The sequence below is a fragment of the Oceanospirillum sp. genome (assembly GCF_982874595.1).
The window spans coordinates 48200-72138 of record NZ_CEYNZH010000011.1; the positions used below are offsets into that span (position 1 = coordinate 48200).

20 protein-coding genes are annotated in these 23939 nt (G+C 50.6%); 3 read left to right on the top strand and 17 right to left on the bottom strand.

The genetic code is table 11. The features are described 5' to 3' along the window. Positions 1 to 19 precede the first annotated feature (19 nt). Genes thiO through AC4GL5_RS07110 form a run of 5 tightly spaced genes read right to left on the bottom strand, consistent with a single transcriptional unit; the run spans position 20 to position 4736 of the window. The gene (gene thiO / locus AC4GL5_RS07090) at positions 20 to 1156 is read right to left on the bottom strand and encodes a glycine oxidase ThiO (protein WP_490382098.1); all 1137 of its coding nucleotides are present in this window, start codon (positions 1154 to 1156) and stop codon (positions 20 to 22) included. A 12-nt stretch (positions 1157 to 1168) separates the two neighbouring features. Continuing rightward, entirely contained in the window at positions 1169 to 2860 is a 1692-nt protein-coding gene (locus AC4GL5_RS07095; RefSeq protein ID WP_490382099.1) for a prepilin-type N-terminal cleavage/methylation domain-containing protein, read from the bottom strand. Positions 2861 to 2908: 48 nt separating this feature from the next. Beyond that, the gene (locus tag AC4GL5_RS07100) at positions 2909 to 3475 is read right to left on the bottom strand and encodes a pilus assembly PilX family protein (RefSeq protein ID WP_490382100.1); all 567 of its coding nucleotides are present in this window, start codon (positions 3473 to 3475) and stop codon (positions 2909 to 2911) included. After that, the gene (locus AC4GL5_RS07105; protein WP_490382101.1) at positions 3450 to 4208 is read right to left on the bottom strand and encodes a PilW family protein; all 759 of its coding nucleotides are present in this window, start codon (positions 4206 to 4208) and stop codon (positions 3450 to 3452) included. Before AC4GL5_RS07105 ends, AC4GL5_RS07100 begins: the two co-directional genes overlap by 26 nt. Continuing rightward, the gene (locus AC4GL5_RS07110) at positions 4209 to 4736 is read right to left on the bottom strand and encodes a GspH/FimT family pseudopilin (protein ID WP_490382102.1); all 528 of its coding nucleotides are present in this window, start codon (positions 4734 to 4736) and stop codon (positions 4209 to 4211) included. It lies immediately after the preceding gene. 137 nt (positions 4737 to 4873) lie between these two features. Here AC4GL5_RS07110 and AC4GL5_RS07115 point away from each other — a divergent pair, with 137 nt between their 5' ends. Next, on the top strand, positions 4874 to 5284 hold the full coding sequence (locus AC4GL5_RS07115) for a type IV pilin protein (RefSeq protein WP_490382103.1): 411 nt from the start codon (positions 4874 to 4876) through the stop codon (positions 5282 to 5284). A gap of 135 nt (positions 5285 to 5419) precedes the next feature. Here the strand turns inward: AC4GL5_RS07115 and ispH are convergent, their stop codons facing one another. From ispH to rplU, 11 genes are all read right to left on the bottom strand, one after another. Then, positions 5420 to 6370: a 4-hydroxy-3-methylbut-2-enyl diphosphate reductase gene (ispH, locus tag AC4GL5_RS07120; RefSeq protein WP_490382161.1), complete on the bottom strand. Its 951-nt coding sequence runs from the start codon at positions 6368 to 6370 to the stop codon at positions 5420 to 5422. Between the two features lie 83 nt (positions 6371 to 6453). Then, positions 6454 to 6918, bottom strand: coding sequence for an FKBP-type peptidyl-prolyl cis-trans isomerase (locus AC4GL5_RS07125; protein WP_490382104.1), 465 nt, complete (start codon positions 6916 to 6918; stop codon positions 6454 to 6456). 91 nt (positions 6919 to 7009) lie between these two features. Next, complete coding sequence (gene lspA, locus AC4GL5_RS07130) at positions 7010 to 7522, bottom strand: signal peptidase II (protein WP_490382105.1); 513 nt, start codon at positions 7520 to 7522, stop codon at positions 7010 to 7012. 121 nt (positions 7523 to 7643) lie between these two features. Then, a complete protein-coding gene (gene ileS / locus AC4GL5_RS07135) occupies positions 7644 to 10451 on the bottom strand; it encodes an isoleucine--tRNA ligase (RefSeq protein WP_490382106.1) in 2808 nt (935 codons plus the stop codon). A gap of 135 nt (positions 10452 to 10586) precedes the next feature. Further along, entirely contained in the window at positions 10587 to 11555 is a 969-nt protein-coding gene (ribF, locus tag AC4GL5_RS07140; protein ID WP_490382107.1) for a bifunctional riboflavin kinase/FAD synthetase, read from the bottom strand. 224 nt (positions 11556 to 11779) lie between these two features. Further along, entirely contained in the window at positions 11780 to 13372 is a 1593-nt protein-coding gene (gene murJ, locus AC4GL5_RS07145) for a murein biosynthesis integral membrane protein MurJ (RefSeq protein WP_490382108.1), read from the bottom strand. Between the two features lie 124 nt (positions 13373 to 13496). Then, positions 13497 to 13763: a 30S ribosomal protein S20 gene (gene rpsT, locus AC4GL5_RS07150; protein ID WP_490382109.1), complete on the bottom strand. Its 267-nt coding sequence runs from the start codon at positions 13761 to 13763 to the stop codon at positions 13497 to 13499. Between the two features lie 215 nt (positions 13764 to 13978). After that, positions 13979 to 15100 (bottom strand): glutamate 5-kinase, encoded by a 1122-nt coding sequence (proB, locus tag AC4GL5_RS07155; RefSeq protein ID WP_490382110.1) that lies wholly within the window; start codon positions 15098 to 15100, stop codon positions 13979 to 13981. An 88-nt stretch (positions 15101 to 15188) separates the two neighbouring features. Then, complete coding sequence (gene cgtA, locus AC4GL5_RS07160) at positions 15189 to 16400, bottom strand: Obg family GTPase CgtA (RefSeq protein WP_490382111.1); 1212 nt, start codon at positions 16398 to 16400, stop codon at positions 15189 to 15191. Between the two features lie 341 nt (positions 16401 to 16741). After that, positions 16742 to 16999 (bottom strand): 50S ribosomal protein L27, encoded by a 258-nt coding sequence (gene rpmA / locus AC4GL5_RS07165; RefSeq protein ID WP_490382112.1) that lies wholly within the window; start codon positions 16997 to 16999, stop codon positions 16742 to 16744. A gap of 93 nt (positions 17000 to 17092) precedes the next feature. Then, positions 17093 to 17404: a 50S ribosomal protein L21 gene (gene rplU, locus AC4GL5_RS07170; RefSeq protein WP_490382113.1), complete on the bottom strand. Its 312-nt coding sequence runs from the start codon at positions 17402 to 17404 to the stop codon at positions 17093 to 17095. 391 nt (positions 17405 to 17795) lie between these two features. Between rplU and ispB the strand changes: the two genes are divergently transcribed. Both ispB and AC4GL5_RS07180 read left to right on the top strand, forming a co-directional pair. Beyond that, positions 17796 to 18767, top strand: coding sequence for an octaprenyl diphosphate synthase (gene ispB, locus AC4GL5_RS07175; RefSeq protein ID WP_490382114.1), 972 nt, complete (start codon positions 17796 to 17798; stop codon positions 18765 to 18767). Between the two features lie 203 nt (positions 18768 to 18970). Next, positions 18971 to 21046 (top strand): putative bifunctional diguanylate cyclase/phosphodiesterase, encoded by a 2076-nt coding sequence (locus AC4GL5_RS07180; RefSeq protein WP_490382115.1) that lies wholly within the window; start codon positions 18971 to 18973, stop codon positions 21044 to 21046. Here AC4GL5_RS07180 and AC4GL5_RS07185 read toward each other — a convergent pair. Then, on the bottom strand, positions 21043 to 23925 hold the full coding sequence (locus tag AC4GL5_RS07185; protein ID WP_490382116.1) for a bifunctional diguanylate cyclase/phosphodiesterase: 2883 nt from the start codon (positions 23923 to 23925) through the stop codon (positions 21043 to 21045). The two genes, AC4GL5_RS07180 and AC4GL5_RS07185, sit on opposite strands and share 4 nt — an antisense overlap. Between the last annotated feature and the right edge of the window lie 14 nt (positions 23926 to 23939).

Here is a 23939-nt window from a genome sequence, read left to right on the forward strand (position 1 = left end):
GACAGATTCTCTGGCTGACTTAAATCATCTCGCCTTCCGTCGCTTCCAACCGTGTCTGCGGCTGATAAGGTGCCGGATCAATAATCGGCTGCTGACCCAACAGCTGATTACAGAGCAACTCCGTGGCAGCAGGCGCTAATACCAGTCCATTACGGAAATGGCCTGCATTGATATGCAGGTGACCAACACCTTCCACTGCCCCGATAAAAGGCACACCGTCAGGAGATCCCGGACGCAGACCACACCAGTGATGCTCTACCGGAATATCCTTCAGCGCTGGCAGAATCGCCTCTGCGCTGGCCTGCAGAGACTGCCTTGCTTCTTCTGTGGTTTGCTTGTTAAAGCCATCATATTCCAGCGTTGATCCCACCAGAATCCGGCCATCATTGCGGGGAATCACGTAACGGCCATCGAGCATAACAACCCGTTCGACCAGGCCCGGTTCTGCTTTGTATACCATCATCTGACCGCGTACCGGTTCGATGGGAAATTCCGGCAGGAGATTTTCGCCTGCCTGACCTTCAGCCTTGAGCAGACCTGAACTCCAGGCGCCGCTGCAGATAATCACCTGACCAGCGCTCAGTACAGAATTAGCCGTGTTAACACCGATCGCCTGACCATCCATTACCCGAATACTTTTAACGTCGACATTTTCCAGAATACGAACATTGGGGCGCAGTTCGAGACTTTTTTTCAGAGACTTACCCAAGCGCGGATTACGGATACTACCGACTTCCGGCATCCAGATCGCCTGCTCTTTACCGGGGGCGATATTGGCTTCGGTGCTGTAGATAAAATCCTGATCCACCTGATGCAGTGGCTGTTGGTATTTATCTGCCCATGCCAGTGCTTCGGCTTCATCCTCTACACGCAGCATTAGCATTCCACCGGCACGGAATTCAGGATCCATACCGGTTTCTTCCGCCAGCTGTTTCGCCAGCTCGGGATAATAGCCCTGAGACCAGTTCGCCAGCGCTGTAATCTCAGGTCGATAACGCCAGGGATACAGAGGAGAGACGATACCGCCACCCGCCCAGGAAGACTCTTTACACAACTCACCTTTATCAATAATGGTGACATCGGCACCGGAATCCGCCAGTGTGCGGGCTGTCATCATGCCGATCACACCACCACCGACGATCAGAAAATCGTTCAAGTTAATCCCCCTCTATTCATCTACTAACCTTACCGTGATCTTCAGTTTTGGAGGTTTATCGGAACTCCACTCTGATTTCGCTTCGAATGTTTTACCCGAAGGGATAAGGCCATCGGTATACAGTGTAAAACTACCCTTACCATCGGCATCAAGCCTTAAAACATTGTCAGCCATGAAGCTATCAGGGACCAGATTGATAATCTCAGCTTCAGTGACTTCATCACCTGCTTCAAACTCCACCGATACAGTAATGGTATATTTCTTTGCGTACTCCGGTGCTGTCACACTGGATCGGCTTTTAACACAACGGCCATCATCCATAGCGGCAAAGGGAGCTGGGTCCCCCTGAACAACACCGTCGTTAAACATAATATTCTCAAAGCCGCTCAGATAATGATGACGCCAGGATTCTGATTGCCACTTAGCTTGACTGAAGTGCCCCATATAAATGGAATCAGAACCCGTACCACCTTCAAAAACCCCGTAAAAATCTCCCTTGATACAGACAAAATCATCTCCGGCCCCCATATCCACCGGGGAATTATTGGTGTGACCAATATAGAGATAATCATCCCCACCACCCAAGCTTGCGCCCTGACCGTTTTTGTCATGATCAATCCAGACGTAATCAGCCTGATCCCCGGTGATAATGGAGACATTGGCAGTCTTGCCAATTTTTAAATAATTGTAACCATCACCAAGATCGATAGGTCCCTGGTTTGCATCCTTACCAATCTCAATAGAATCATTACCATCTCCGGCGGTAATGCTGACATTGGCATCTTTGCCGATATCCAGATAGTTATTGCCACCACCCAGGTTGATGTAGTCTTTGTTGGCATCCTTGGTTATCAGTACTTCATCACTACCGCTTCCGAGATCCAGGTTGCCATTCATATCTTTGCCAACCAAAAGCTTGTTATCACCCTCACCCAGGTTGATATCACCATTGGCATCTTTACCAAGGTCGACCTGATCATCGCCGCTTCCCGCAGAAATATCACCATTCATGTCTTTACCAATAGCAAGCTGATTATCACCTTCCTGAAGGTCGATACCCCCGTTCAGATTCTTGCCCACATGAATTTTGTCATCACCATCGGTGGTCACCGAGGTGCTATCACTAAGATTGAGATCTTTGTTACCGCTGTTATAGGTCGTATTATTTGTCGGGTTTTCGATGCCTCCCCAGGAACCATCAGGGTTCACGTTATCGACAACCTCTACAGATACAATAACAACGGCAGGACCGTTGCCACCACTGCAGCCCAGAAACACACATTTTGCCGCTTCAGCTCGGATCTGATCATCCGCAGAGTTCCCTCCCAGCATGCGGTCAGCATAAAGAACCGTACCCAAGCTCACGTTTTGCTCTCGACTTTTATTGTCATCCCAAACAACGGTTGCAGTGTACTGATCGGTATCCGTAAGGCCAGCTATAGGATTGACTTTCCAGCTGACATCGTAAACTGTGTTGCTACCTGCAACATCATCCTGACTACCTCCCGCGGCAACACCATGGTTCATTCTCAGGGTTTCGATCTCACTCTGTACAAAGCTAAGCGCCTGAGTACGGGCTTTTGTGATGGCACCGGATTGCAGCAGATCCCCCTGAAATTTAGCCGTAGCGGCCATACCAACCGAGACCACCAGTAAGATGATCAGAATTTCGATCAGGGTCATGCCGTTTTGTCGTTTTGTCATAGGAGTACCCTCATACCTGTCCATGGTATTTACGAGCTACAGATAAACTCACCAGTCGCGCCAGCTGCCGGGAATTCGAATAAAGTCGATCTTAGCAGGATCCGTTGCATTAGGAGTCTGAAGCACCCGTATCCATTGCTTTCGACTGAGATCAGAGTCAGAAGCAGCCGTTGCCGTTGCTTCAACTTCAATAATCCATTGTTCACACACCGAATTAGCAGCTTCGTCATTATCTGTTGTGCCTTCCAAACAACGGCGAATGTAATCAACACTGAGGTTATAAGTATTGCTGCCACTGACCACGGTAGTGTTTGGGGCGCTTAAGTCATTGAATTTAATGCCGTCGCTATCCAGATCCGCGTTATTCCAACTCGCAAAGCCGGGGGCATTGCTATCCAGCCAGGCGATGCCGTATTCCAATGCCGCTTCTGCTGCATAACTCACTTCTTTACTTCGGTATTCATTGGCGGATATTGCCTGCTCGGTCAAAAGCGTTTTAGCACTCAGAAAGGTAATAACCGTCAGCGCAATCAGAAGAACAACAGCAAACATCAAGGTCGCCATACCAGACTGACTTCTGTTCAGGCAATTAAGGTTTGAGGAAGAAGCGGTCATTACGCACCCTCACTTTACCGGACACTGTTAACGAGAACTCATCTTTGGTACCACTGATGGTGACCTGAAGATTTCGTTCTTCAATGCACTGATCACCGGAGCTACAGGCACTGCCATCTTGAATATTGATCGCCTCCGGTTTTGCAAGAATATTGCCGTCGCCGTCGATATAGCTGACGCTAAACTGAGTGATCTGGATATCGTCTTCAGTGAGAGCTTCCCATGTATTCCCCGGATTATTATAGCCACAGCCCGGATGAAGCCCTCCTGATGCCACAGTTGAACCGGTTCGTATCTGTAACCGTGTACCGCTCAATTTAAAACCAAAGTGGTTCATTTTTCCGGTATAAGGATCATTATCGCTATCCTGATCATAGCTATAGGTAACGCAGGAACATTCATTCGAACCATTACAGTTCCAAAGTTTTAGATTACTCACGGCGTCCATAAAGGCATTACCCGCATAGCGGTTGCGCATCATGACATCTGTGTCAGGAAGACTGCCCGAACCTATGCCTCCGGCCCGCTTGAGATCACTTAAGATCAAATCAAGACTGGCTCTGAGATTATGAGTCAGCTGAGCTTGTTCGTTATTGTCGCCGGATGATTTCAGGGCGGTCAGATAGGCAGTCATAACAGCACCCACGAGTGTCAGACCAAGGACCAGTGAAATAAGCAGCTCAGGCAGGGTAAAGCCTGACTGTTTTGTCCGCCTTGCTTGATACGTGATCATTTAGCAGCCCTCCATGCCACTAACCGTTCCGCAGGCCTTAACGCGACCGATCCGGGAAATAACAACTTCGCCATCATAGCCCGCAGAGCTCATCTCGATAGTGCCGGAAAATGACCCATTTTTATAAGGCAATCCCCGAATACCGTCGAATTCAAAACTCTGCGCTTTATCCATTGTCACACCGGAATAATCACTGCTGGTAATCCGCCGCAGCACCTTGGTTCCATTGATCGGTAGGACACAGGCATCTGACGCATTAGGATTGGTAATTGAGCAATCACAGTTTGCCGCCAGACTCATTCCGACACACCAATTGGCTCCCGGAGAAGACGAAATGAAAATTGTCGCATTTCGTTTGATTGCTTCTGAACGGGCATAGGCCAATTCCTGTTTCAGATTAACCAAAGCTCCCCGGACCCGCTCCTGCTCTACATATTCGCCCATATTAGGTGCGGCTAAACCCGCTAAAATCGCGATGATCGCCAACGTTAACAGCAGTTCTATCAGAGTGAATCCCTGCGCTCTCATACTGCCCTCTGTTTTTTAGTCCATAATTGTCTTAACATGCCACGCAGAAATAGGATTAACAAGTACTGTTCACTCGTGTTTGTGCCACGTTCACGGGAAGGAATCTTACCTGTGACCAGGATCAGAAAGGAAGCACCATGCCTGACTCGACATGCTTTAATGAAAAAGGATTTACCTTAATAGAACTGCTGATTGTGATCGCCATTATTGGCATTCTTGCAACAGTCGCTTACCCCTCCTATCAGAGTTATGCCTTTGAAAGTCGCCGGGCTGATGCTCATACCGCAATTCTGCGCATACAACTGGCTCAGGAAAACTGGCGAGCCAACCATAGCAGCTACACCAATGATATGAGCAGTGCAGAATTGAATGCCGCCACAACATCCTCGGAAGGTTATTACACACTAGAGGTCAAAAACGCGTCACCGACAGGCTATAAAATCATAGCCACTGCAGCAGGCTCTCAGACCGGTGATACGGGCTGCAGCAAAATAGAACTAACAAAATCTGTTTCTGGGGAAACCAAGTCTCCGGCAACTTGCTGGTAACTTTTTACATCGACATCAGTAGATTCAATTTCTTTCCGATAACAAAGAGCTTTCAGCGACGTCTAAAAACTTAACCCAGATACTTAAGATCACTTTAAGAATCTGGGCTGATGCTTTTAATTTGAAGCCACAACACTACTCACTAATATCGGTCAGGCGCAGCTCTTTCGGTATAGAGAACACTACATTTTCTTCCTGACCATCCAGCTCTATCGGATCAGCAGCACCCAGTTCTTTTAGGCGGCTGATTACTTCCTGAACAAGTATGGCGGGAGCTGATGCTCCTGCAGTGATACCTATCTTAGGATTCGATGCCAGCCAGGCATCATCGATCTCGGTAGCGTTATCAATCAGATACGCCAGAGTATTCATACGTTCTGAAAGCTCGCGCAGACGGTTAGAGTTAGAACTGTTTGGTGACCCGACCACCAGGACAAGATCACACTCTGCGGCAAGCTGTTTCACCGCATCCTGACGATTCTGGGTGGCGTAGCAGATATCGTCTTTCTTAGGCCCCTGAATGTCAGGGAACTTCGCCCGCAGCGCATCAATAACCCGGGCGGTATCGTCCATCGACAACGTTGTCTGGGTGACAAAGGCCAGCCGCGAAGGATCCCGAACTTCAAGTTCAGTAACATCTGTTTCGTTTTCAACCAGATAGATAGAACCACCAGCAGAGGTGTCATAACGCCCCATGGTGCCTTCAACTTCCGGATGCCCCTGGTGACCGATCAGAATGCATTCCTGCCCCTGTTTGCTGTAGCGCAACACTTCAAGGTGAACTTTGGTTACCAGAGGGCAAGTGGCATCAAACACTTTGAGACCACGACGACCAGCTTCATCCTGAACCGCTTTAGAAACACCGTGAGCACTGAAAATAACGATGGTATCGTCCGGCACTTCATGCAGCTCATCAACAAAAATCGCACCCCGTGCCTTAAGGTCATTCACCACAAACTTGTTGTGTACCACCTCATGACGTACATAGATGGGTGGTTCAAACACGTCAAGAGCACGGTTCACAATCTCAATGGCCCGGTCCACACCGGCACAGAAACCACGCGGGTTAGCCAATTTGATCTGCATCTGTGCCGGATTAACTTCGTTTGCTGACATGATGTCTCTCTTTAAAGCCGTCAGTAGGGGTAAGCGTGTTTTATTCGCTGTGATTAAGCTTCAGTTGCCTGATTGTCAGCATCCTCAACGGCGATAATCTCCACTTCAAACTTCAGTGGACGGCCAGCCAACGGATGGTTGAAATCAACAGTGACCTGCTCATCATCAAACTCGACAACCACACCAGGCAACTCGCCATTGGCTTTGTCGGCAAAGCTCAGCATCAGCCCCGGTTCCAGATTAAGATCCGGCGCAAACTGGTTGCGCGGTAACTTCTGAATATTGCTGGGATTGTGCTGACCAAAACCGTGTTCCGGTGCGATATCAAATTCCTGCTTAGCGCCAGCCGTCAGACCATGCAGGGGCTTTTCAAAGCCTTCCGGCAGGTTGCCGTCACCAACGATCAGACGAACCGGATCTTTATCAAAGGTACTATCAACGGTTGCACCTTCTTCTGCCAGTTTCAGGGCGAAGTGCAGTGTCACCTGTTTGCCGGGACCGATCTGTTGTTCACTCATTCTTTAATCACCTTATTCGTTGGTCAGGCTGAACGATGCTCAGCATGGCAGACTGCGATCAGGCAGCCTGTTAAATTCTGTATTGAGTCCGTTAAGAGCTTTCGGTTTTTTTACTGCTTTCCGGGTTGCGAATCATATCCAAAATCAGCATACCGGCCCCCAGAGTAATGGCCGCATCCGCCAGATTAAACGCAGGGAAATAGGCGTTATCCCAATGGAACAACAGAAAATCGACCACATAACCCAATAAGATACGGTCATGCAGGTTGCCCAGAGCACCGCCCAAAACCAGGGCCAAAGCACAGGCTAACCAGGTTTCGTTGTGTTTAAGCCTTGCGATCCAGACGATAAGACCAACGCTGACAGCAACAGCGATCAATGCAAAAAGCCAGCGCTGCCATCCCGATTCTCCGGCCAGAAAGCTAAAGGCTGCTCCTGTGTTGTGTAACAGGGTCAGGTCAAACACCGGCAGCACGTACAAGCGCTCTGCATAATTAAAACTGTCGGTTACCCAAGCTTTGGAGAGCAGATCCAGAGCGACGATCAGTACACTTAGCATCAGCCACTTCAGCTGACCACTTTTACCCTGTTGATGATGATCCATAGCGGTATTTCTCAACTCCCCGCAGGCAGATTCTCTGTTTAAAACTGAGGCGCCCGCAGGCGCCTCTGAATTTCCTATATAGACACAGTTCAGACGTTTCCGTTTCTGAACTCAGAGCCGTTTATGCAAACTGACGCTGCTCACCTTCACCATCCGGCAGGTTAGTGACACAACGGCCGCACAGCTCAGGATGCTCTTCGTTCTGCCCCACATCTTCACGATGGTGCCAGCAACGACCACACTTAGCGTGCTCAGAGGCTTTAACAGCCACTTTAAGACCGGCCAGTTCAGTATCAGCGGCATCACCAGCGTCGGCCAGATCAGCAACCTGTGCATCCGACGTCAACAGCACAAAACGCAGTTCATCACCCAGACCTTCGATCAGGGCTTTCAGTTCCGCATCAGCAAACAGAGTCACTTCGGTCGACATAGAACCTTTCACTGTTCCGGCATTACGAGCATCTTCCAGTGACTTGTTAACCGCTTCTTTTACATCCGCGATGCGGTTCCAGTAATCACGGTTCTTCTCGCCATCGGCTTTCATTTCGAACAGACCGTCATACCAGGTGGTCAGATACACTGACTCTTCTCGCTGCCCCGGAATGTTCTCGTAGATCTCTTCTGCAGTGAAGGTCAGAATTGGAGCGACCCAGCGTACCAGCGCTTCGATGATGTGATACAAAGCGGTCTGGCAGGAACGACGCGCCAGACTATCCGGCTGCGTGGTGTACTGGCGATCTTTGATGATATCCAGATAGAAACCACCCAGATCCTGCGCGCAGAAGTTATGAACCTTCTGATAAACCCCCAGGAAGTGATATTCGTTATAAGCTTCCAGTAATTCACCTTGCAGCTCTAACGCACGATCGACGGCCCACTGATCCAAAGACAGCATCTCTTCCGGTTTCACCATATCGGTTTCCGGGTTAAAGCCATTCAGGTTCGCCAGCAGGAAACGGGCCGTGTTACGGATACGGCGATAAGAGTCAGCTGTACGCTGCAGGATCTGCTTAGAGAAAGCCATCTCACCAGAGTAATCCGTTGCGGCAACCCACAGACGCAGGATGTCGCCACCCAGGGAATCAGTCACTTCTTTCAGGCCGATCACATTGCCCAACGACTTGGACATTTTGTAGCCTTTCTCATCCACCGTAAAACCGTGGGTCAGCACCTGTTTGTAAGGCGCACAGCCATTGATCGCAATGGATGTCTTGAGGGAAGACTGGAACCAACCGCGGTGCTGGTCTGAACCTTCCAGATAGATATCCGCCGGGAAAGTCAGCTCTTCACGACGGCGCAATACGGAGTGATGGGTAACACCGGAATCGAACCAAACATCCAGAGTGTCGGTCACCTTATAGTATTGATCCGCTTCGTCGCCCAACAGCTCTGCGGCATCCAGTTCAAACCAGGCATCCATACCCTCTTTTTCCATCAGCAGAGCAACCTTCTCGATCAACTCTGGAGTATTCGGGTGCAGTTCGTCCGTTTCTTTGTTGATAAACAGCGTAATCGGCACACCCCAGGTACGCTGGCGGGAAACACACCAATCCGGGCTTTGCTCAACCATAGACTCAATACGGTTCTGGCCCCAGGCCGGGAACCACTGCACACCTTTGATCGCTTCCAGCGCATCTTTTTTCAGACCTTTCTCTTCCATCGATACGAACCACTGAGGGGTCGCACGATAGATCAGCGGCGTTTTGGTACGCCAGCAGTGCGGGTAGCTGTGCTCAAAGGCTTTGTGATGTACCAGCTTGCCTTCACGGGTCAGCGCATCCATCACAGGCTCATCGGCTTTGTAAACGTGCAGACCGGCAAATTCACCGGCTTCATCGCTGTAAACACCGTTCGCCTGCACCAGGTTGATCGTGCCCAGACCGTAGGCTTTACCCGCCACGAAATCTTCCATACCGTGATCAGGAGCCGTGTGTACGGCACCTGTACCCGCATCAGTGGTGACGTGGTCGCCCAGAATGACAGGGACCTGCTTGTCGAAGAACGGGTGTTTCAGCAGCTGATTTTCCAACGCCTGACCGGAAGCGGTCGCCAGTACTTCATATTTGTCTTCGCCCCAGCGCGCCATGATGTCGTCCACCATGGTCGCTGCCAGCACAAAGCGCTGATCACGCAGCTGAACCAGCGCGTAATCAAGATTCGCATTCAGGGATACCGCCTGACTGACCGGCAATGTCCACGCGGTGGTGGTCCAGATCACTACCGACAGATCGCCAGTACCAGCCGGATTACCAAACAACTCCAGCGCTTTTGTCTGATCGATAAAGGTGTACGCCACGTCCAGCGCAATAGAGATCTTATCCTGATACTCCACCTCAGCTTCTGCCAGAGCAGACTGACCCACCACACTCCAGTAAACCGGCTTGTAGCCTTTCACCAGATGACCGTTTTCCACGATACGACCCAATGCACGAACGATGTCAGCTTCAGTCTGATAGTTCATGGTCAGGTATGGATTTCCCCAGTCGCCAACAATACCCAGACGAATAAAGTCCGCCTTCTGTCCGGCAACCTGTTCCGCAGCATATTCACGGCACTTAGCACGGAATTCACGGTAAGGCACCTTATCTCCGGCACGACCGATCAGAGTCTCAACTTTGTGCTCAATCGGCAGACCATGACAATCCCAGCCCGGTACATAAGGGGCATCAAACCCTGCCAGAGTACGAGACTTAACAATCATATCCTTCAGAATTTTATTTAAAGCGTGGCCAATGTGAATGTCACCATTCGCATAGGGAGGGCCATCGTGCAGAACAAATTTCGGACGACCGGCACCGGCCTTACGTAACTTCTCGTACAGGCCAATCTCATCCCAACGTGCCAGACGAGATGGCTCGCGCTTAGGCAAATTGCCGCGCATCGGGAAATCAGTTTCCGGAAGATTAAGGGTATGTTTGTAGTCGCTCATGGCTATGAATCGCTGCTCTTTGTCGGTTTATCTGGTATTGGATTGCTTATGTCAGACGGCCGGTTATCACTCCCGGTTTGGAGGATAGAGTTCGTCTCTATGTCAGCAGCGGCGTTCACTCTGACATCGGCCCGGTCAGCCTAACAGCCCACTGGCCAGCGGAATACCCTGGCTGGCATGCTGCTCAAAATAATCCCGCGCCTGTTGCAGATCCATCATAATCTGCTCCCGCAGGGCGGCAACGTCTGAGAAACGCTGTTCGTCCCTCAACTTACTGCAAAAAGTCACCTGTACACGCTGCCCGTACAGGTCACCATTAAAATCAAATAAGTGCACTTCCAGTGCCGGTCTGACACCATCAATCGTCGGACGGTTACCAATGTTAGCGACGCCCTTATGCAGTAAGCCATCGCCACCACTCATCAGAACGGTATAAACCCCCTGCAGAGCAGGCTGCTTGTCTTTCAAAGAAAGATTGGCAGTAGGCACACCCAACTGGCGGCCCAGTTTACGGCCATGCAATACACGGCCACTGATCTGATAGGGAACACCCAGCAGTTTATTGGCCAGCACAAAGTTAGCTTCAGCCAATACGGTGCGGATTCGGGTGCTGCTGACCCGTTCAGCCTCAACTTCGAAAGTGGTCGTGTTGACCACATCAAAGACCTGTTCCTGCCCGACCTGCTGCAGAAGCGCAAAGTCACCGGCGCGGTCACAGCCAAAACGGAAATCATCACCCACGACCAGATGACGGACACCCAAGCCCTGAATCAGCACCTGATCGATAAACGCCCGACCCGACAGGCTGGCCAGTTTCTGGTTAAAAGGCAAACACAGAATGCGATCGATGCCCTGGGCAGACAAACGCTCGACCTTATCCCGAAAACGGGTCAAACGGGCCGGGGCCTGACTGGCGGCAAAAAACTCTCTCGGCTGAGGCTCAAAAACCACCACAGCAGAGGGCACGCCCAGCTCCAGAGCCTTGGCTTTAACCTGACGCAAAATAGCCTGATGTCCCAGGTGCACACCATCAAAGTTGCCGATTGTGGCGACACAGCCCTGATGCTCCGGACGTAAATTGTGCAAACCCCGTATCAGTTTCATTTTGCTCCTGTCGGTCATAACCTGTTTCTGTCAGCTGATTTATTTTTATAGTACGACTCATCATCGGCCTGCCATTAGCCCAACCGATTGCAATTCGTATGCCGGCATTACCTGCCGGATGGTTGAGCATACGAATTTTCTAAAAGAGACCGATTATAGCGAAATTCCTCGCCACTGCACCCCTTCAACCCACTGATTATCCGCTGCCTGAAACAAACTCCGGACTAATGGCGGATATGGCGTAAACGCAGCCCCGCCAAAACCAGCATGATCAGATAGCTACCTCCTCCGGCAACTACCAAAGCCCCGAGCCAAAACACCCGCTGCTGCCAGCTAAAACCCGCCCATTGCTCGACACCCGGCATCATCCAGATAAGGAGAGCAACCATCACCGCTGCCGCCGGAACCAACTGAAGCAAATAGCGCCCCCAGCCCGGCTGCCAGACAAAAACACCGTCACGACGCAAGGTGTACCAAAGCAAACCGGCATTCAGAAACGCGGAAAGCGAGGTTGCAAGGGCGAGGCCCGCATGATCAAGCCAAAAAACCAGCATCAAGTTAAACACCATATTCGCCACCATGGCGATAATACCGATCTTCACCGGAGTCTTCGTATCCTGACGAGCGTAAAAACCCGGTGCCAATACCTTGATCAGCATAAAGGCCATCAAACCTACGGCATAGGCCCTAAGGCTCAACGCCGCCATATCCACATCATGCACAGTCATCGCACCATACTGAAACAGAGTAAAAAGCAGCGGCTCAGCCAGAACGATAAGCGCCAAAGCCGCTGGCACCGCAATCAGCAGAATCATGCGTACCGCCCAGTCCAGGGTTTTGGCAAAGGCTTCACCGGATTTTTCTGCATGCTTCGTAGAAAGGCTTGGCAGAATGACGGTTGCAACGGCAATACCGAAAACACCCAGCGGAAGTTCGACCAGACGGTCTGAATAGTAAAGCCAGGAAACACTACCGCTGATCAGGAAAGACGCCAGCACCGTATCCAACAGCAGGTTGATCTGGCTGACCGAGACACCGAACAAGGCCGGTGCCATCAGTTTCATAATCCGACGTACGCCCTCGTCCTTCCAGCGGACTTTGGGACGGGGCATCAGGCCGATACGCGCCAGAAACGGCAGCTGGAAAAACAGCTGAGCACAACCAGCAATCAGCACACCCCAGGCCAGCGCCATGACAGGCTCATCCATATAAGGCGTGAGCCATAGCGCTGTACCAATCAGAGAGAGATTCAGCAGTACTGGGGTAAAGGCGGGAATGGCAAAGCGGTCATAGCTGTTGAGAATACTACCCGCAAACGCGGTTAGAGAAATGAGTAACAGATAGGGAAAGGTAATACGCAGCATCTCAGCGGTAAGCGCCTGCTTTTCCGGCAGCTGACTAAAACCCGGAGCAAACACCCAGACCAGCAGCGGCGCAGCAACAATCGCCACCAGAGTAATCCCCGCCAGGGTCAGTCCCAGCGTACCTGCCACGGAATCGATCAGGCCACGAACCGCAGTTCTGTCTCTTTGGCTGCGGTATTCCGATAACACAGGCACAAAAGCCTGATTAAAGGCCCCCTCGGCAAACAAACGCCGGAGAAAATTAGGAATCTTAAAGGCGACAAAAAAGGCATCGGCACCGGCACCGGCACCAAAAAGCCCGGCAATCACGATATCCCGCATCAGGCCCAGCACACGGGAGAGCAATGTCATGACACTGACTAACGCGCCTGAACGCAAAAGTCCCGGCGATTTAACCGCCTTACCTGACTCTACCGAACCAGAGGAGGTGTTCTTGGGATCCTGTTCTGCCATTACGCTACCCTGCAATCAAAGAGACCAATAAACGACAAAAAGATTGTTATAACCGAGATTTACCAAATTTCAGGCACAAAAAAACCGGCCTAAGCCGGTTTTTTCAAAGGTAAAACCTCTAAAATCATGCAGCCAGTGCTTTAACTCGCGCATTCAGACGGCTCTTAGTACGAGCTGCCTTATTTTTAGAGATGATGCCTTTGTCAGCAATACGATCAATTACAGGCTGTGCTGAATTGAACTCTGCCATAGCTTTAGCGTGATCACCCGCTTCAACTGCCGCAACAACGCGCTTGATGTAAGTGCGCACCATGGAGCGCAGGCTGGCATTGTGATTGCGGCGCTTTTCAGCCTGGCGTGCACGTTTTTTTGCAGATGCGATATTCGCCACCGTTAAGCTCCTTGGAGAAATCGGTATTATAAAATTGAAAGACGCATTATGCGTGTTTCACGAATTAAAGTCTAATGTCTTTAGGGGTGCGCATTCTACGGCAATATGTAGGGTATGAACAGCCTTTTTGACAATTAAGACTCATTTTTTACTACGACTTTACGCCATAAAGAAAAAAAATGATGAAAAATCAGCTTCAAAGAAGCCTCTTTTTCTTAAACCAGAACCAGATTATCGCGATTAATCAACTCAGGATCTGCGACATAACCGAGCACAGATTCTATCATACTGCTGGGCTGGCCGAGGATTTTTAATGCATCCTCATGATCGTAATTAACCAGACCTTTAGCAATCAACTCACCCTGCTCACTAACACACTGCACCATATCACCACGACGGAAACGACCAGAAATGCGTTTTACACCGACAGACAGCAAACTGGTATTTTTGTCCCGCAACACGCGCACAGCACCTTCATCCAACACCAGTGTCCCACGGGTTTGCAAGTGCCCGGCCAGCCAGCGTTTACGAGCGGCCCAAGGCGTATCTTTGGGCAAAAAGAGTGTCCCGATAGACTCACCGTCAACCGCACGAACCAAAACATCCGGCTGACGACCACTGGCAACCAGCGTTGTTGCACCTGAACGCGCAGCCAAGCCTGCCGCCCGAACTTTAGTAATCATTCCACCACGACCCAGGCGACCGCCATCCCCGGCCATATCAGCCAGCTCAGGATCATCAGCCCAAGCTTCTTCAATCAGCGTCGCATCAGGGTTTGAACGCGGATCAGCAGTAAACAGACCTTCCTGATCGGTCAGGATTATAAGCGCATCAGCCTCCAGCAAATTAGCCACCAGAGCACCCAGTGTGTCGTTGTCACCGAATTTGATCTCATCGGTCACCACAGTGTCGTTCTCATTGATAATAGGAACAACCCCCAGATCCAACAGTGCTTTAACCGCACTGCGGGCATTCAGATAACGCTTGCGATTTGACAGGTCATCATGGGTCAGCAAAATCTGAGCGGCACGCAACCCATGTCGCATAAACTGCGTTTCATAAGCCTGCACCAATCCCATCTGCCCGACAGCTGCTGCCGCCTGTAGCTCATACAGCGTTGACGGTCGCTCTTTCAGCCCAAGGCGGCTCATGCCCTCCGCCACAGAACCGGAAGATACCAGGATCAGCTCAAGCCCCTGCTCTCGCAGCCTGGCCATCTGGTCAACCCATGCTGTTATTGCCGGCAAATCTAACCCCTGACCATCATTGGTCAACAGTGCACTGCCAATTTTCACTACGATGCGCTTCGCACGCGCCAGTCTGTCACGCTGAGACATCTTTTCTGGCCTTATCATCCAAAAGCTGCCACCTGAGGTGGCGGTTAATCCATGACATCTGAGTTTGGCCGACACCAAAGGGAATCACCTATTTGGCGTATTCCACCTCAACATCGTAATCATCGTCATCAAAATCGTCGTCATCTTCGTCATCCTCAAGCTCAGCAGTCGGTCGACTACGGCCATGGCGACGCTCAAGATAAGCCTCTACACGCTCAACAGCTTCCTCTTCCATGCGAGCACGAATCTCAGCTTCTTCCTCAGCCAGCTCAGGGTTTTCTGCCTGAAGCTCACGCTGCTCATCCAGCCAATTCATAATCTGCTGACAGACAACCTGTGTGCCTTCGCTACTGATTGCAGAAACCCGGAATACCGGCCCATTCCAATTCAGCTCGCTGATAATCCGCTCACAAACTGCATCCTGCTCATCTTCCGGCAGCAGATCCAGTTTATTCAGCACTAACCAACGCGGACGCTCTGCCAGTGTCGGACTGTACTGCTCCAGCTCACGGATGATCGCCTGAGCGGATCCAACCGGATCAGACTCATCAAACGGAGCCACATCAACCAGATGCAACAGCAGTCGTGCACGAGTCAGGTGCTTCAGGAAACGAAAGCCAAGACCCGCACCTTCAGAAGCCCCTTCAATCAATCCGGGAATGTCAGCCATCACAAAGTGCTTATACTGACCCAGCTTCACGACACCAAGGTTTGGCACCAGCGTGGTAAACGGATAGTTAGCCACTTTCGGCTTAGCCGCAGAGACCGAACGGATCAGGGTCGATTTACCGGCATTCGGCAAACCCAGAAGACCCACATCGGCCATCACCTTCATCTCAAAGCGCAGATTACGCTCTTCACCCAGTGTACCGTTAGTGGTTTTACGCGGTGCGCGGTTGGTACTGGTTTTAAAACGGGTATTACCCAGTCCGCGACGACCACCCTGAGCAACCGTCAGCTCCTGACCGATCTCGGTGATATCACCCAGAACTTCCAGCGTATCTTCATCGATAACCGTGGTACCGACCGGTACCTGAATATACAGATTCTCACCAGCCTTACCGGAACACTGACGTCCCTGACCACCTTCACCGTTCTCAGCCCGGTAACGGCGCTGATAGCGGAAATCGATCAGGGTATTCAGGGAATCATCACCCACAAGGATAACGTCGCCACCATGACCACCATCACCGCCATCAGGACCACCTTTGGCGATATATTTTTCACGGCGAAAACTCAGACAACCATTACCACCTTTACCGGCAGCAACGTGAATACTTGCTTCATCTACAAACTGCATGCTTGCGTGCTCTTAATCTGGTGTGTTGTTCCAGCTTTTCATCAGCCATACCCCTGCGGATCTGTCATCGGGCCATACCGACACACGTCTGTCGGCTAGCTCCGTGTATCCCACCGATTGTTCATCCAGCCGTAGAAAAGCCCTGTATTTAAGGTATCTGACGCAGGTATTCGACACCTCAGATTAAAACGGTGCCGATGGAAACGCTTAACTGCAGTAAACCTGCAGGTTCTGCCCAAACACCCTGTAAGACTTAAGCCTGAACAGAGAAACATTAAGTTATGGCAGATACGAAAAAAGCCCCGCACACGGCGAGGCTTTTTCAACCGATAAAATCGGTCTTACGCAGGTACGATAGTAACGGTTTTACGTTTCTTCGGACCACGTACTTCAAATTTCACAACACCGTCTGTGGTAGCAAACAGAGTGTGATCTTTGCCGATACCAACATTAACCCCAGGGTGGAACTTAGTGCCACGCTGACGAACAATGATGTTACCTGCTTTAACTACCTGACCGCCGAAGCGCTTAACACCAAGGCGTTTCGATTCGGAATCGCGACCGTTACGGGTACTACCACCAGCTTTTTTGTGAGCCATGAGTACTTCCTCGTTAAATGGATCTTGCCGGGCAGACTCCACTCCGCGAGTGATTATTGAGCCTGACCGAAACTGAAATTTTGTTAGTAAAAATTAACCAGCGATGCCGGTGATTTTTACTTCGGTGAACCACTGACGGTGGCCCTGACGCTTCATGCTGTGCTTACGACGACGGAACTTGATGATAGTAACTTTATCACCGCGACCGTGGTTTACAACTTCAGCAGAAACTTTAGCGCCATCAACCAGAGGAGCGCCAACTTTAACGTCTTCACCGTTAGCAACCAGCAGAACCTGATCGAAATCTACAGCAGAACCGGTTTCCAGTTCCAGCTTTTCGATTTTCAGGACATCGCCTTCTTTAACGCGGTACTGTTTACCGCCAGTTTTGATAACTGCGTACATGCTTGTTCTCCAAAAAACAGCAGTGCTTAGTAGAGTTGGATGCTTCTTACTTACCTGCTTTGAATAGAAGCGCTCTGGCAACTATCGGACAGGGAGCAAAGGACTGCAGACAAATCAAAATTTGCGCACAGTAACTAAGCAGGGCGCGCATTTTATAGCAAGCAGCCATTAACAGCAACCAAAAGACCCGCTTTTTAAGGGCGATTTTAATGACCGAAGCTTAAAAAACAGACAACACACTGATAATTCAGTAAAAGCGCATAATGACCGATTATTCCCTATGCATATTCCGGCCTTTCCTTGACACCCCACCCCCTGCCCAATAGCATTCAGACAGCCCACGGGCAATCTGACAACTGATAGCCAATCAACGAGAAAAGCAGTCCTGAACATGCAGCCAAAGAGCGCCATCCACGATCTGGTAGCGGACGACTTCACCGCACTGAACACCTATATTATCGACCAACTGCACTCACGGGTGCCCCTCGTTGAAAAAATCGCTGAATATATCGTCGATAGTGGCGGCAAACGCATGCGCCCCCTGTTAGTACTTCTGACCTGCAAAGCCTTCGGTTGTAATGATGACAAGCGTATACCGTTGTCGGCACTTGTAGAGTTTATCCACACTGCTACCCTGCTGCATGATGACGTGGTCGACGAATCAGACCTGCGCCGCGGCCGGGATACCGCCAACAACAAATGGGGTAACGCCCCAAGCGTTCTGGTCGGCGACTTTCTTTACACCCGCGCCTTTGAACTGATGGTCAACATCGGCCACATGGATATTCTGAAAATCTACGCCAACGCCACCAACGTGATCGCAGAAGGCGAAGTGCTGCAGCTGACCAACGTGCGCAATCCGAAAATCACTGAAGAACAATATATGACAGTGATCAAGGCCAAAACAGCCATGCTGTTTGAAGCCGCAACGGAGTCTGCTGCTATTCTGTCCGGCGCGAATGCAGAACAGCAAAAGATGATGGCAGACTACGGTAACTATCTGGGACTGGCGTTCCAGCTGCAGGATGACCTGCTGGACTACAAAGGCGATGCCAGCGCCATGGGTAAAAACGTTGGTGATGATCTGGCAGAAGGCAAGCCGACTCTGCCACTGATTCGCGCCATGGAGGTCGGTAATGAAGAAGATGCCAAGCTCATCCGAAAAGCAGTCCGCAAAGGTGGCCTGGAATTTCTGGAACCGGTTCTCGAAATCATCAACAGAACAGGTGCTCTGGACTATACCGAACAAAAAGCCTTTGAGATGGCGGATAAAGCCAAAGCCAGCCTGGCTTGCCTACCGGACTCACCCTTTAAAGAGCGCTTGGCTCTGTTCGCTGACATGGCAGTGAAACGCAGTAACTAGCTGAGTGACCAGATTTGCCTGTGCTCAGCAGAGCTTTGGGCAAATCAGGATCACGTAAAAAAGTGCTTTTAAAACAAGGGTATAAAATACCTCTCACAACCCTCTATGATGCAGTTCTCAAGACTGATATTTTATAGGGACTGTTATCAGGATTAGCTTAAAGGGGCACAGGAACGCCTACTGATGAGATATCGACAGGCGGCATGAACGCAAAAAAAACCTCTTTATATTCTGCAAGCGCGGCGCAATTGGCCACGCTGGACAATCTTAGCGTTCCAACCCTGATCGCAACCCGAGACGGCAGCCTGCAATATGCTAACAAGGCTGCACGTCATCTGCTGACCTACGGTTTATCCATCAGCCACCCTCTTTCCGGTCAGGAACTCTTCAACCGGCTTACTCCCGATCAGTCAGAACAACTGAAACAAGCCTGTGGACGCTTCTGCGATGGACAGCTCAGCCTGACATTCCACTACGGTCAGCATCAGAAAAGCGTACAGATTTTTTTGTCGCCATTGCCAACCAGCACCCTTGCCGAAGAACTGCTGCAGATCACCCTCAAAGACGTTACCCAATACGAAGCGGCTCAACGCCTCCCGGTACACTTCCATCAGGCGATGCAGCAAACGGAAGACATGGTGATGGTTACGGACTGTCACGGCAGTATTGAATACGTCAATCCAGCCTTTATGAGCCAGACAGGCTACAGCGAAGCCGAAGTTCTGGGTAATAATCCGCGCCTTCTCAGTTCGGACGAGCACGATGCTGAATTTTATGCGCAAATGTGGAAAACACTGCGTGCAGGTGAGAGCTATCGCAGTATTTTTATCAATCGCCGTCGTAATGGCGAGCGCTACCATGAAGAGAAAACCATTACACCGATCCGGGATGATAACGGACAGATCAGTCATTTTGTCGCGACCGGTCGTGACATCACCGACCTGATCAACAGTGAACAGCGTCTGAACTATCTCAGACGCTTTGACACTTTGACCGGTCTCCCGAACCGCCAGCGTTTGTCTGAGCAGTTTGAACAGCACGTTATGCAGCGCCGTAAAACCCCTATGGCACTCTTTCTGGTGGACCTGGATCGCCTCAGTCGGATCAATGACAGCCTAGGCCGGGGCGCAGGTGACGAGCTTCTTCGTCAGACCGCGAACCGACTGCGTAAAGCACTACCCTCGCATTATGTTGGCCGCCTTGGCAGCGATGCCTTTATGGTGCTGGCAGAAGAAGTACAAACACCGGACCAGGCGGCACATCTGGCACAAAAAATTCAGCAGGTGATCGCACTACCTTTTGAACTGACTCAGGCAGAACTTTTTATTAGCGTCAGCTTAGGCATCACCCTTTACCCTTACGACGGTGATCAGTTTGATGAACTGGTCAATAAAGCCGACAGCGCTATGCACCGCTGTAAAGAACATGCGCAGCCATTCGGGTTCTTCACCGAAGACCTCACCTTACAGACTCAGCGCCGTGTTAAACTGGAAAACCAACTGCGTCAGGCACTGTTACACAAAGAGTTTCACCTTGTCTTCCAACCCAGAGTCGACCTGGCAAGCGGCCTGATTACAAGCGCTGAAGTATTACTGCGCTGGATCAAGGCTGACGGAAAAATGACATCACCGGGTGAATTTATTCCGGTTCTTGAAGAGATGGGACTGATCACATCAGTGGGCGAGTGGGTACTGATGCGCGCCTGCATCTCTGCCAGCCAGTGGCAAAAGCAAGGCCACCGGATGCGTATCTCGGTCAACCTTTCTGCACGACAGCTGCGCCAGCCTAATTTACCGGACATTGTCGACCGGTGCCTTACCTCATCAGGACTGGAACCGGATCTACTGGAGTTGGAACTGACTGAAACCAGTATGCTGGAAGATGTTGAACACTCTATCGCAACACTTACCCAGCTTAGGGCAAAAGGTATCCGGATCGCCATCGATGACTTTGGTACTGGATACTCCTCTCTGGCCTACCTGAAAAAATTGCCGGCAGATACACTGAAAATCGATCAGGCATTTGTTCAGGAGCTGGATAGCGATGATCCAAGTGACCGCAATATTGTGCAAACCATCATTCAGCTGGCTCACAATTTTAACCTCAGCGTTACGGCAGAAGGGATTGAAACCAAAGAGCAGCTGGCGATTATTCAGGAACTGGGCTGCAATGAAGCCCAAGGCTTTCTGTTAGCCAAGCCGATGAACGAGACCGAGCTTCTGACCACTAAACACCGGTTTGAAGAAAAGTCCGGCTGTTTCAGCAACTCTGCCCCTTAACGATTCTCATCCTGCAGAAATGCCAGACGACGCTGTTCAGCTTTTAGCCGGGCTTCCATATCATCAGGCCATAGCGGGCGATCCAACAAAAAACCCTGAGCGATATTGCAGCCTAACTCCTGCAGATACTCCAGCTGCTCGGTTGTTTCCACACCCTCAGCGATCGTCAGCAAATTCAGGTTTTTAGCCAGACCGATTATCGCGCTTGTAATCGCCGCATCATCGGTATCCATCGGCAGATCAGAAATAAAGGCTTTGTCGATCTTGAGCTTATCCAGAGGGAAGCGCTTGAGGTAAGCCAGCGAAGAATACCCGGTGCCAAAGTCATCAAGAGACAGCCAAACGCCCAAACCTTTCAGATCAGCCAAAATCTCAATCGCCTGAGAAGCCCCCTGCATCAGAGTGCTCTCAGTTACCTCAATAACAAGATTTTCCGCAGGGAAGCCTGTCTCTTTTAATACCTGCTGAACCTGATCAGCCAACCCCTGCCGGAACTGAAGGGCTGATACATTAACCGCCAGCTCTATATCCGGATAGCCCGCCTGACGCCAACGCTGCCCCTGTGTACAGGCTTCACGCAAGACCCATTCACCCAGTTCTAAGATCAGGCCGGTATCTTCTGCCAAACCAATAAAGAAATCTGGCGGCACCAACCCTTGTTCAGGGTGTTGCCAGCGCACCAGAGCTTCAACGCCCCGCAAACGCATACTCCCCATACAGAACTGAGGCTGATAAACCAATCGCAGCTCTCCTCCGGCAATCCCTTTACGAAGCGCATTCTCCATCACCAGCCGACGGGAAACATCATCATTCATCTGCTGTGTAAAGAACTGATACTGATTCCGACCCTGCGCTTTAGCATGATAAAGCGCCGCATCCGCATTTCGGAACAGCATCTCAAAATTCAGCCCATCACCGGGATAAAGCGTAATACCAATACTCGGTGTCAGGGTCAGTGTATGACCACTCAACTCCACGGGCTGACTGATTTGCTGCAGAATGTCTCTAGCCAGCACCGCTGCCTCATTGGGATGTTCCAACTCGGGCAAGAGCAATACAAATTCATCACCACCAACACGACTCACGGTCACGCCATCAGGCACCAGAGCGGTCAACCGCTTAGCAACGGCACACAACAACCGGTCTCCAACCTCATGCCCTAAAGAATCATTCACATTTTTGAAGCGATCCAGGTCGACAAACAACAGCGCCAAAAGGGCCTGATTATGACGGGCCAGATGAATCGCCTGATCCACACGGTCAGCCAATAACCGACGATTTGGCAGGTCGGTCAGAGAGTCGTACTCAGCAAGATAGCGCAGCCGCTTCTCATTAGCTTTGCGCAGCGAGATATCGCTGAGGGTAGCGATATAGTTTTTAATTTCACCCTCTTCTTTCACCATACTAAGTGAAAGCCACTCAGGGAAAAGAACCCCGTCTTTTCTTCGGTTCCAAACCTCGCCCTGCCACTGCCCTGTCTTAACCAGACGGGACCACATATCCTCATAGAAGCGCTCATCGTGATTTCCCGATGCCATGAAAGAGGGGTTCTTCCCTAGCGCCTCAGCTTCCGAATATCCTGTAATCTCAGTAAATGCCGGATTAACGGCTAAGATCCTGTTCTGGGCATCGGTTATCACAATCCCCTCAGTGGCATTGCGAAATACCTGGGCAGATAATTCCAGTTCACGGCTATTATCGGTCAACTGGGCTTTCTGCCGTTCAATATTCAGCTCATAGTTAACAAACAGGACTTTCAACCAACGGGAATAGAGAAGAATCAGGACAAGGGATAGCAACAGAGCAATACTCAGAACCAGCAGAAAAGCACGAACCGATTCACTGCTCTCCTTATCCAGCAGCACTTTATGCTCTTTCAGCATAGGCGCCAAATCATCCGGGTAGATGCCTGCCACCAGAATCCATCCCCACTCAGGCACAACCTTAACCAGAGAGCGCTTGACCACCGGGCCTCGCCCATCAGGGTAGAACCAGCTGTACTCCACAACACCGCCACCACCCGCGGCACTATTCATAATGGATTCAATGGCACCCCGTTGAAGTCCCTGTATTGCCGGAGTATCCGCCAAAGTGGATAACGCAGTATTCACCAGAGTATTGCCCTGCATATCCAAAACTGAGATGTAGCCATTATCACCAAAGCGGAAATTCTTCAGCCGGCGCAGAACCTCCTGTTTCAGATCATTCTCGATGCGGTAGAGATAATCCCCTGCACCGATGATCCAATCGTAAGGCTCGAACAAGCGCACATAAGCAATTTTATCTTCCATGTACTTTTTATTGTCCGGCGGATACCAGCGATAACGGGAGAAACCATATTGTTGAGGGCCCTGTACCGCATCAATCAACCCCCTCATAATGTAATGCCCGGTGTCATCCCGGTTATCAAACAGAGACTTGCCCTCCAACTGAGGGGCGGTAGGCAAAAGCACGCACATGCCATCAGTATCATCAATAAAAAGATAGCCACGACCATCAAAGAAACGAACCTGACGCAGTGATTCACGGATCAGCTGCTTAATTTCAGCATCTGGCAGCTTATCCTTACTCTGTTGATAAATAGATCTGGCAACATTGATAGCCTGATCCACAAAGACTTTTGACTGATCTTTCAATACTTGCTCTGTACGGGTGCGCATGTATTGAATATAGCTGATGGTCGCATCGAGTTCGGATGTCAGAAGTGCCTCCTGCTGCCCCAGAACCTCCTGCTCCAGGCTCTGTAGCTGCTGCTGTTTCTGACTTTGAAGCGCAAACAGGAAATAACCACTGACAATCAGGCTGATAAACAGCACAACCGCCAGCATTCCTATTGTTTGTAACCCCGGCAAACGACGGGCGTTGATCTCAAAATTCATAGATAGCCTTAAAT

Coding starts and splice junctions, on each gene's coding strand:
- AC4GL5_RS07095 (WP_490382099.1), bottom strand. CDS start 2,860: ATGACAAAACGACAAAACGGCATGACCCTGATCGAAATTCTGATCATC.
- AC4GL5_RS07100 (WP_490382100.1), bottom strand. CDS start 3,475: ATGACCGCTTCTTCCTCAAACCTTAATTGCCTGAACAGAAGTCAGTCT.
- AC4GL5_RS07105 (WP_490382101.1), bottom strand. CDS start 4,208: ATGATCACGTATCAAGCAAGGCGGACAAAACAGTCAGGCTTTACCCTG.
- AC4GL5_RS07110 (WP_490382102.1), bottom strand. CDS start 4,736: ATGAGAGCGCAGGGATTCACTCTGATAGAACTGCTGTTAACGTTGGCG.
- AC4GL5_RS07115 (WP_490382103.1), top strand. CDS start 4,874: ATGCCTGACTCGACATGCTTTAATGAAAAAGGATTTACCTTAATAGAA.
- ispH (WP_490382161.1), bottom strand. CDS start 6,370: ATGCAGATCAAATTGGCTAACCCGCGTGGTTTCTGTGCCGGTGTGGAC.
- AC4GL5_RS07125 (WP_490382104.1), bottom strand. CDS start 6,918: ATGAGTGAACAACAGATCGGTCCCGGCAAACAGGTGACACTGCACTTC.
- lspA (WP_490382105.1), bottom strand. CDS start 7,522: ATGGATCATCATCAACAGGGTAAAAGTGGTCAGCTGAAGTGGCTGATG.
- ileS (WP_490382106.1), bottom strand. CDS start 10,451: ATGAGCGACTACAAACATACCCTTAATCTTCCGGAAACTGATTTCCCG.
- ribF (WP_490382107.1), bottom strand. CDS start 11,555: ATGAAACTGATACGGGGTTTGCACAATTTACGTCCGGAGCATCAGGGC.
- murJ (WP_490382108.1), bottom strand. CDS start 13,372: ATGGCAGAACAGGATCCCAAGAACACCTCCTCTGGTTCGGTAGAGTCA.
- proB (WP_490382110.1), bottom strand. CDS start 15,100: ATGTCTCAGCGTGACAGACTGGCGCGTGCGAAGCGCATCGTAGTGAAA.
- cgtA (WP_490382111.1), bottom strand. CDS start 16,400: ATGCAGTTTGTAGATGAAGCAAGTATTCACGTTGCTGCCGGTAAAGGT.
- rpmA (WP_490382112.1), bottom strand. CDS start 16,999: ATGGCTCACAAAAAAGCTGGTGGTAGTACCCGTAACGGTCGCGATTCC.
- rplU (WP_490382113.1), bottom strand. CDS start 17,404: ATGTACGCAGTTATCAAAACTGGCGGTAAACAGTACCGCGTTAAAGAA.
- ispB (WP_490382114.1), top strand. CDS start 17,796: ATGCAGCCAAAGAGCGCCATCCACGATCTGGTAGCGGACGACTTCACC.
- AC4GL5_RS07180 (WP_490382115.1), top strand. CDS start 18,971: ATGAACGCAAAAAAAACCTCTTTATATTCTGCAAGCGCGGCGCAATTG.
- AC4GL5_RS07185 (WP_490382116.1), bottom strand. CDS start 23,925: ATGAATTTTGAGATCAACGCCCGTCGTTTGCCGGGGTTACAAACAATA.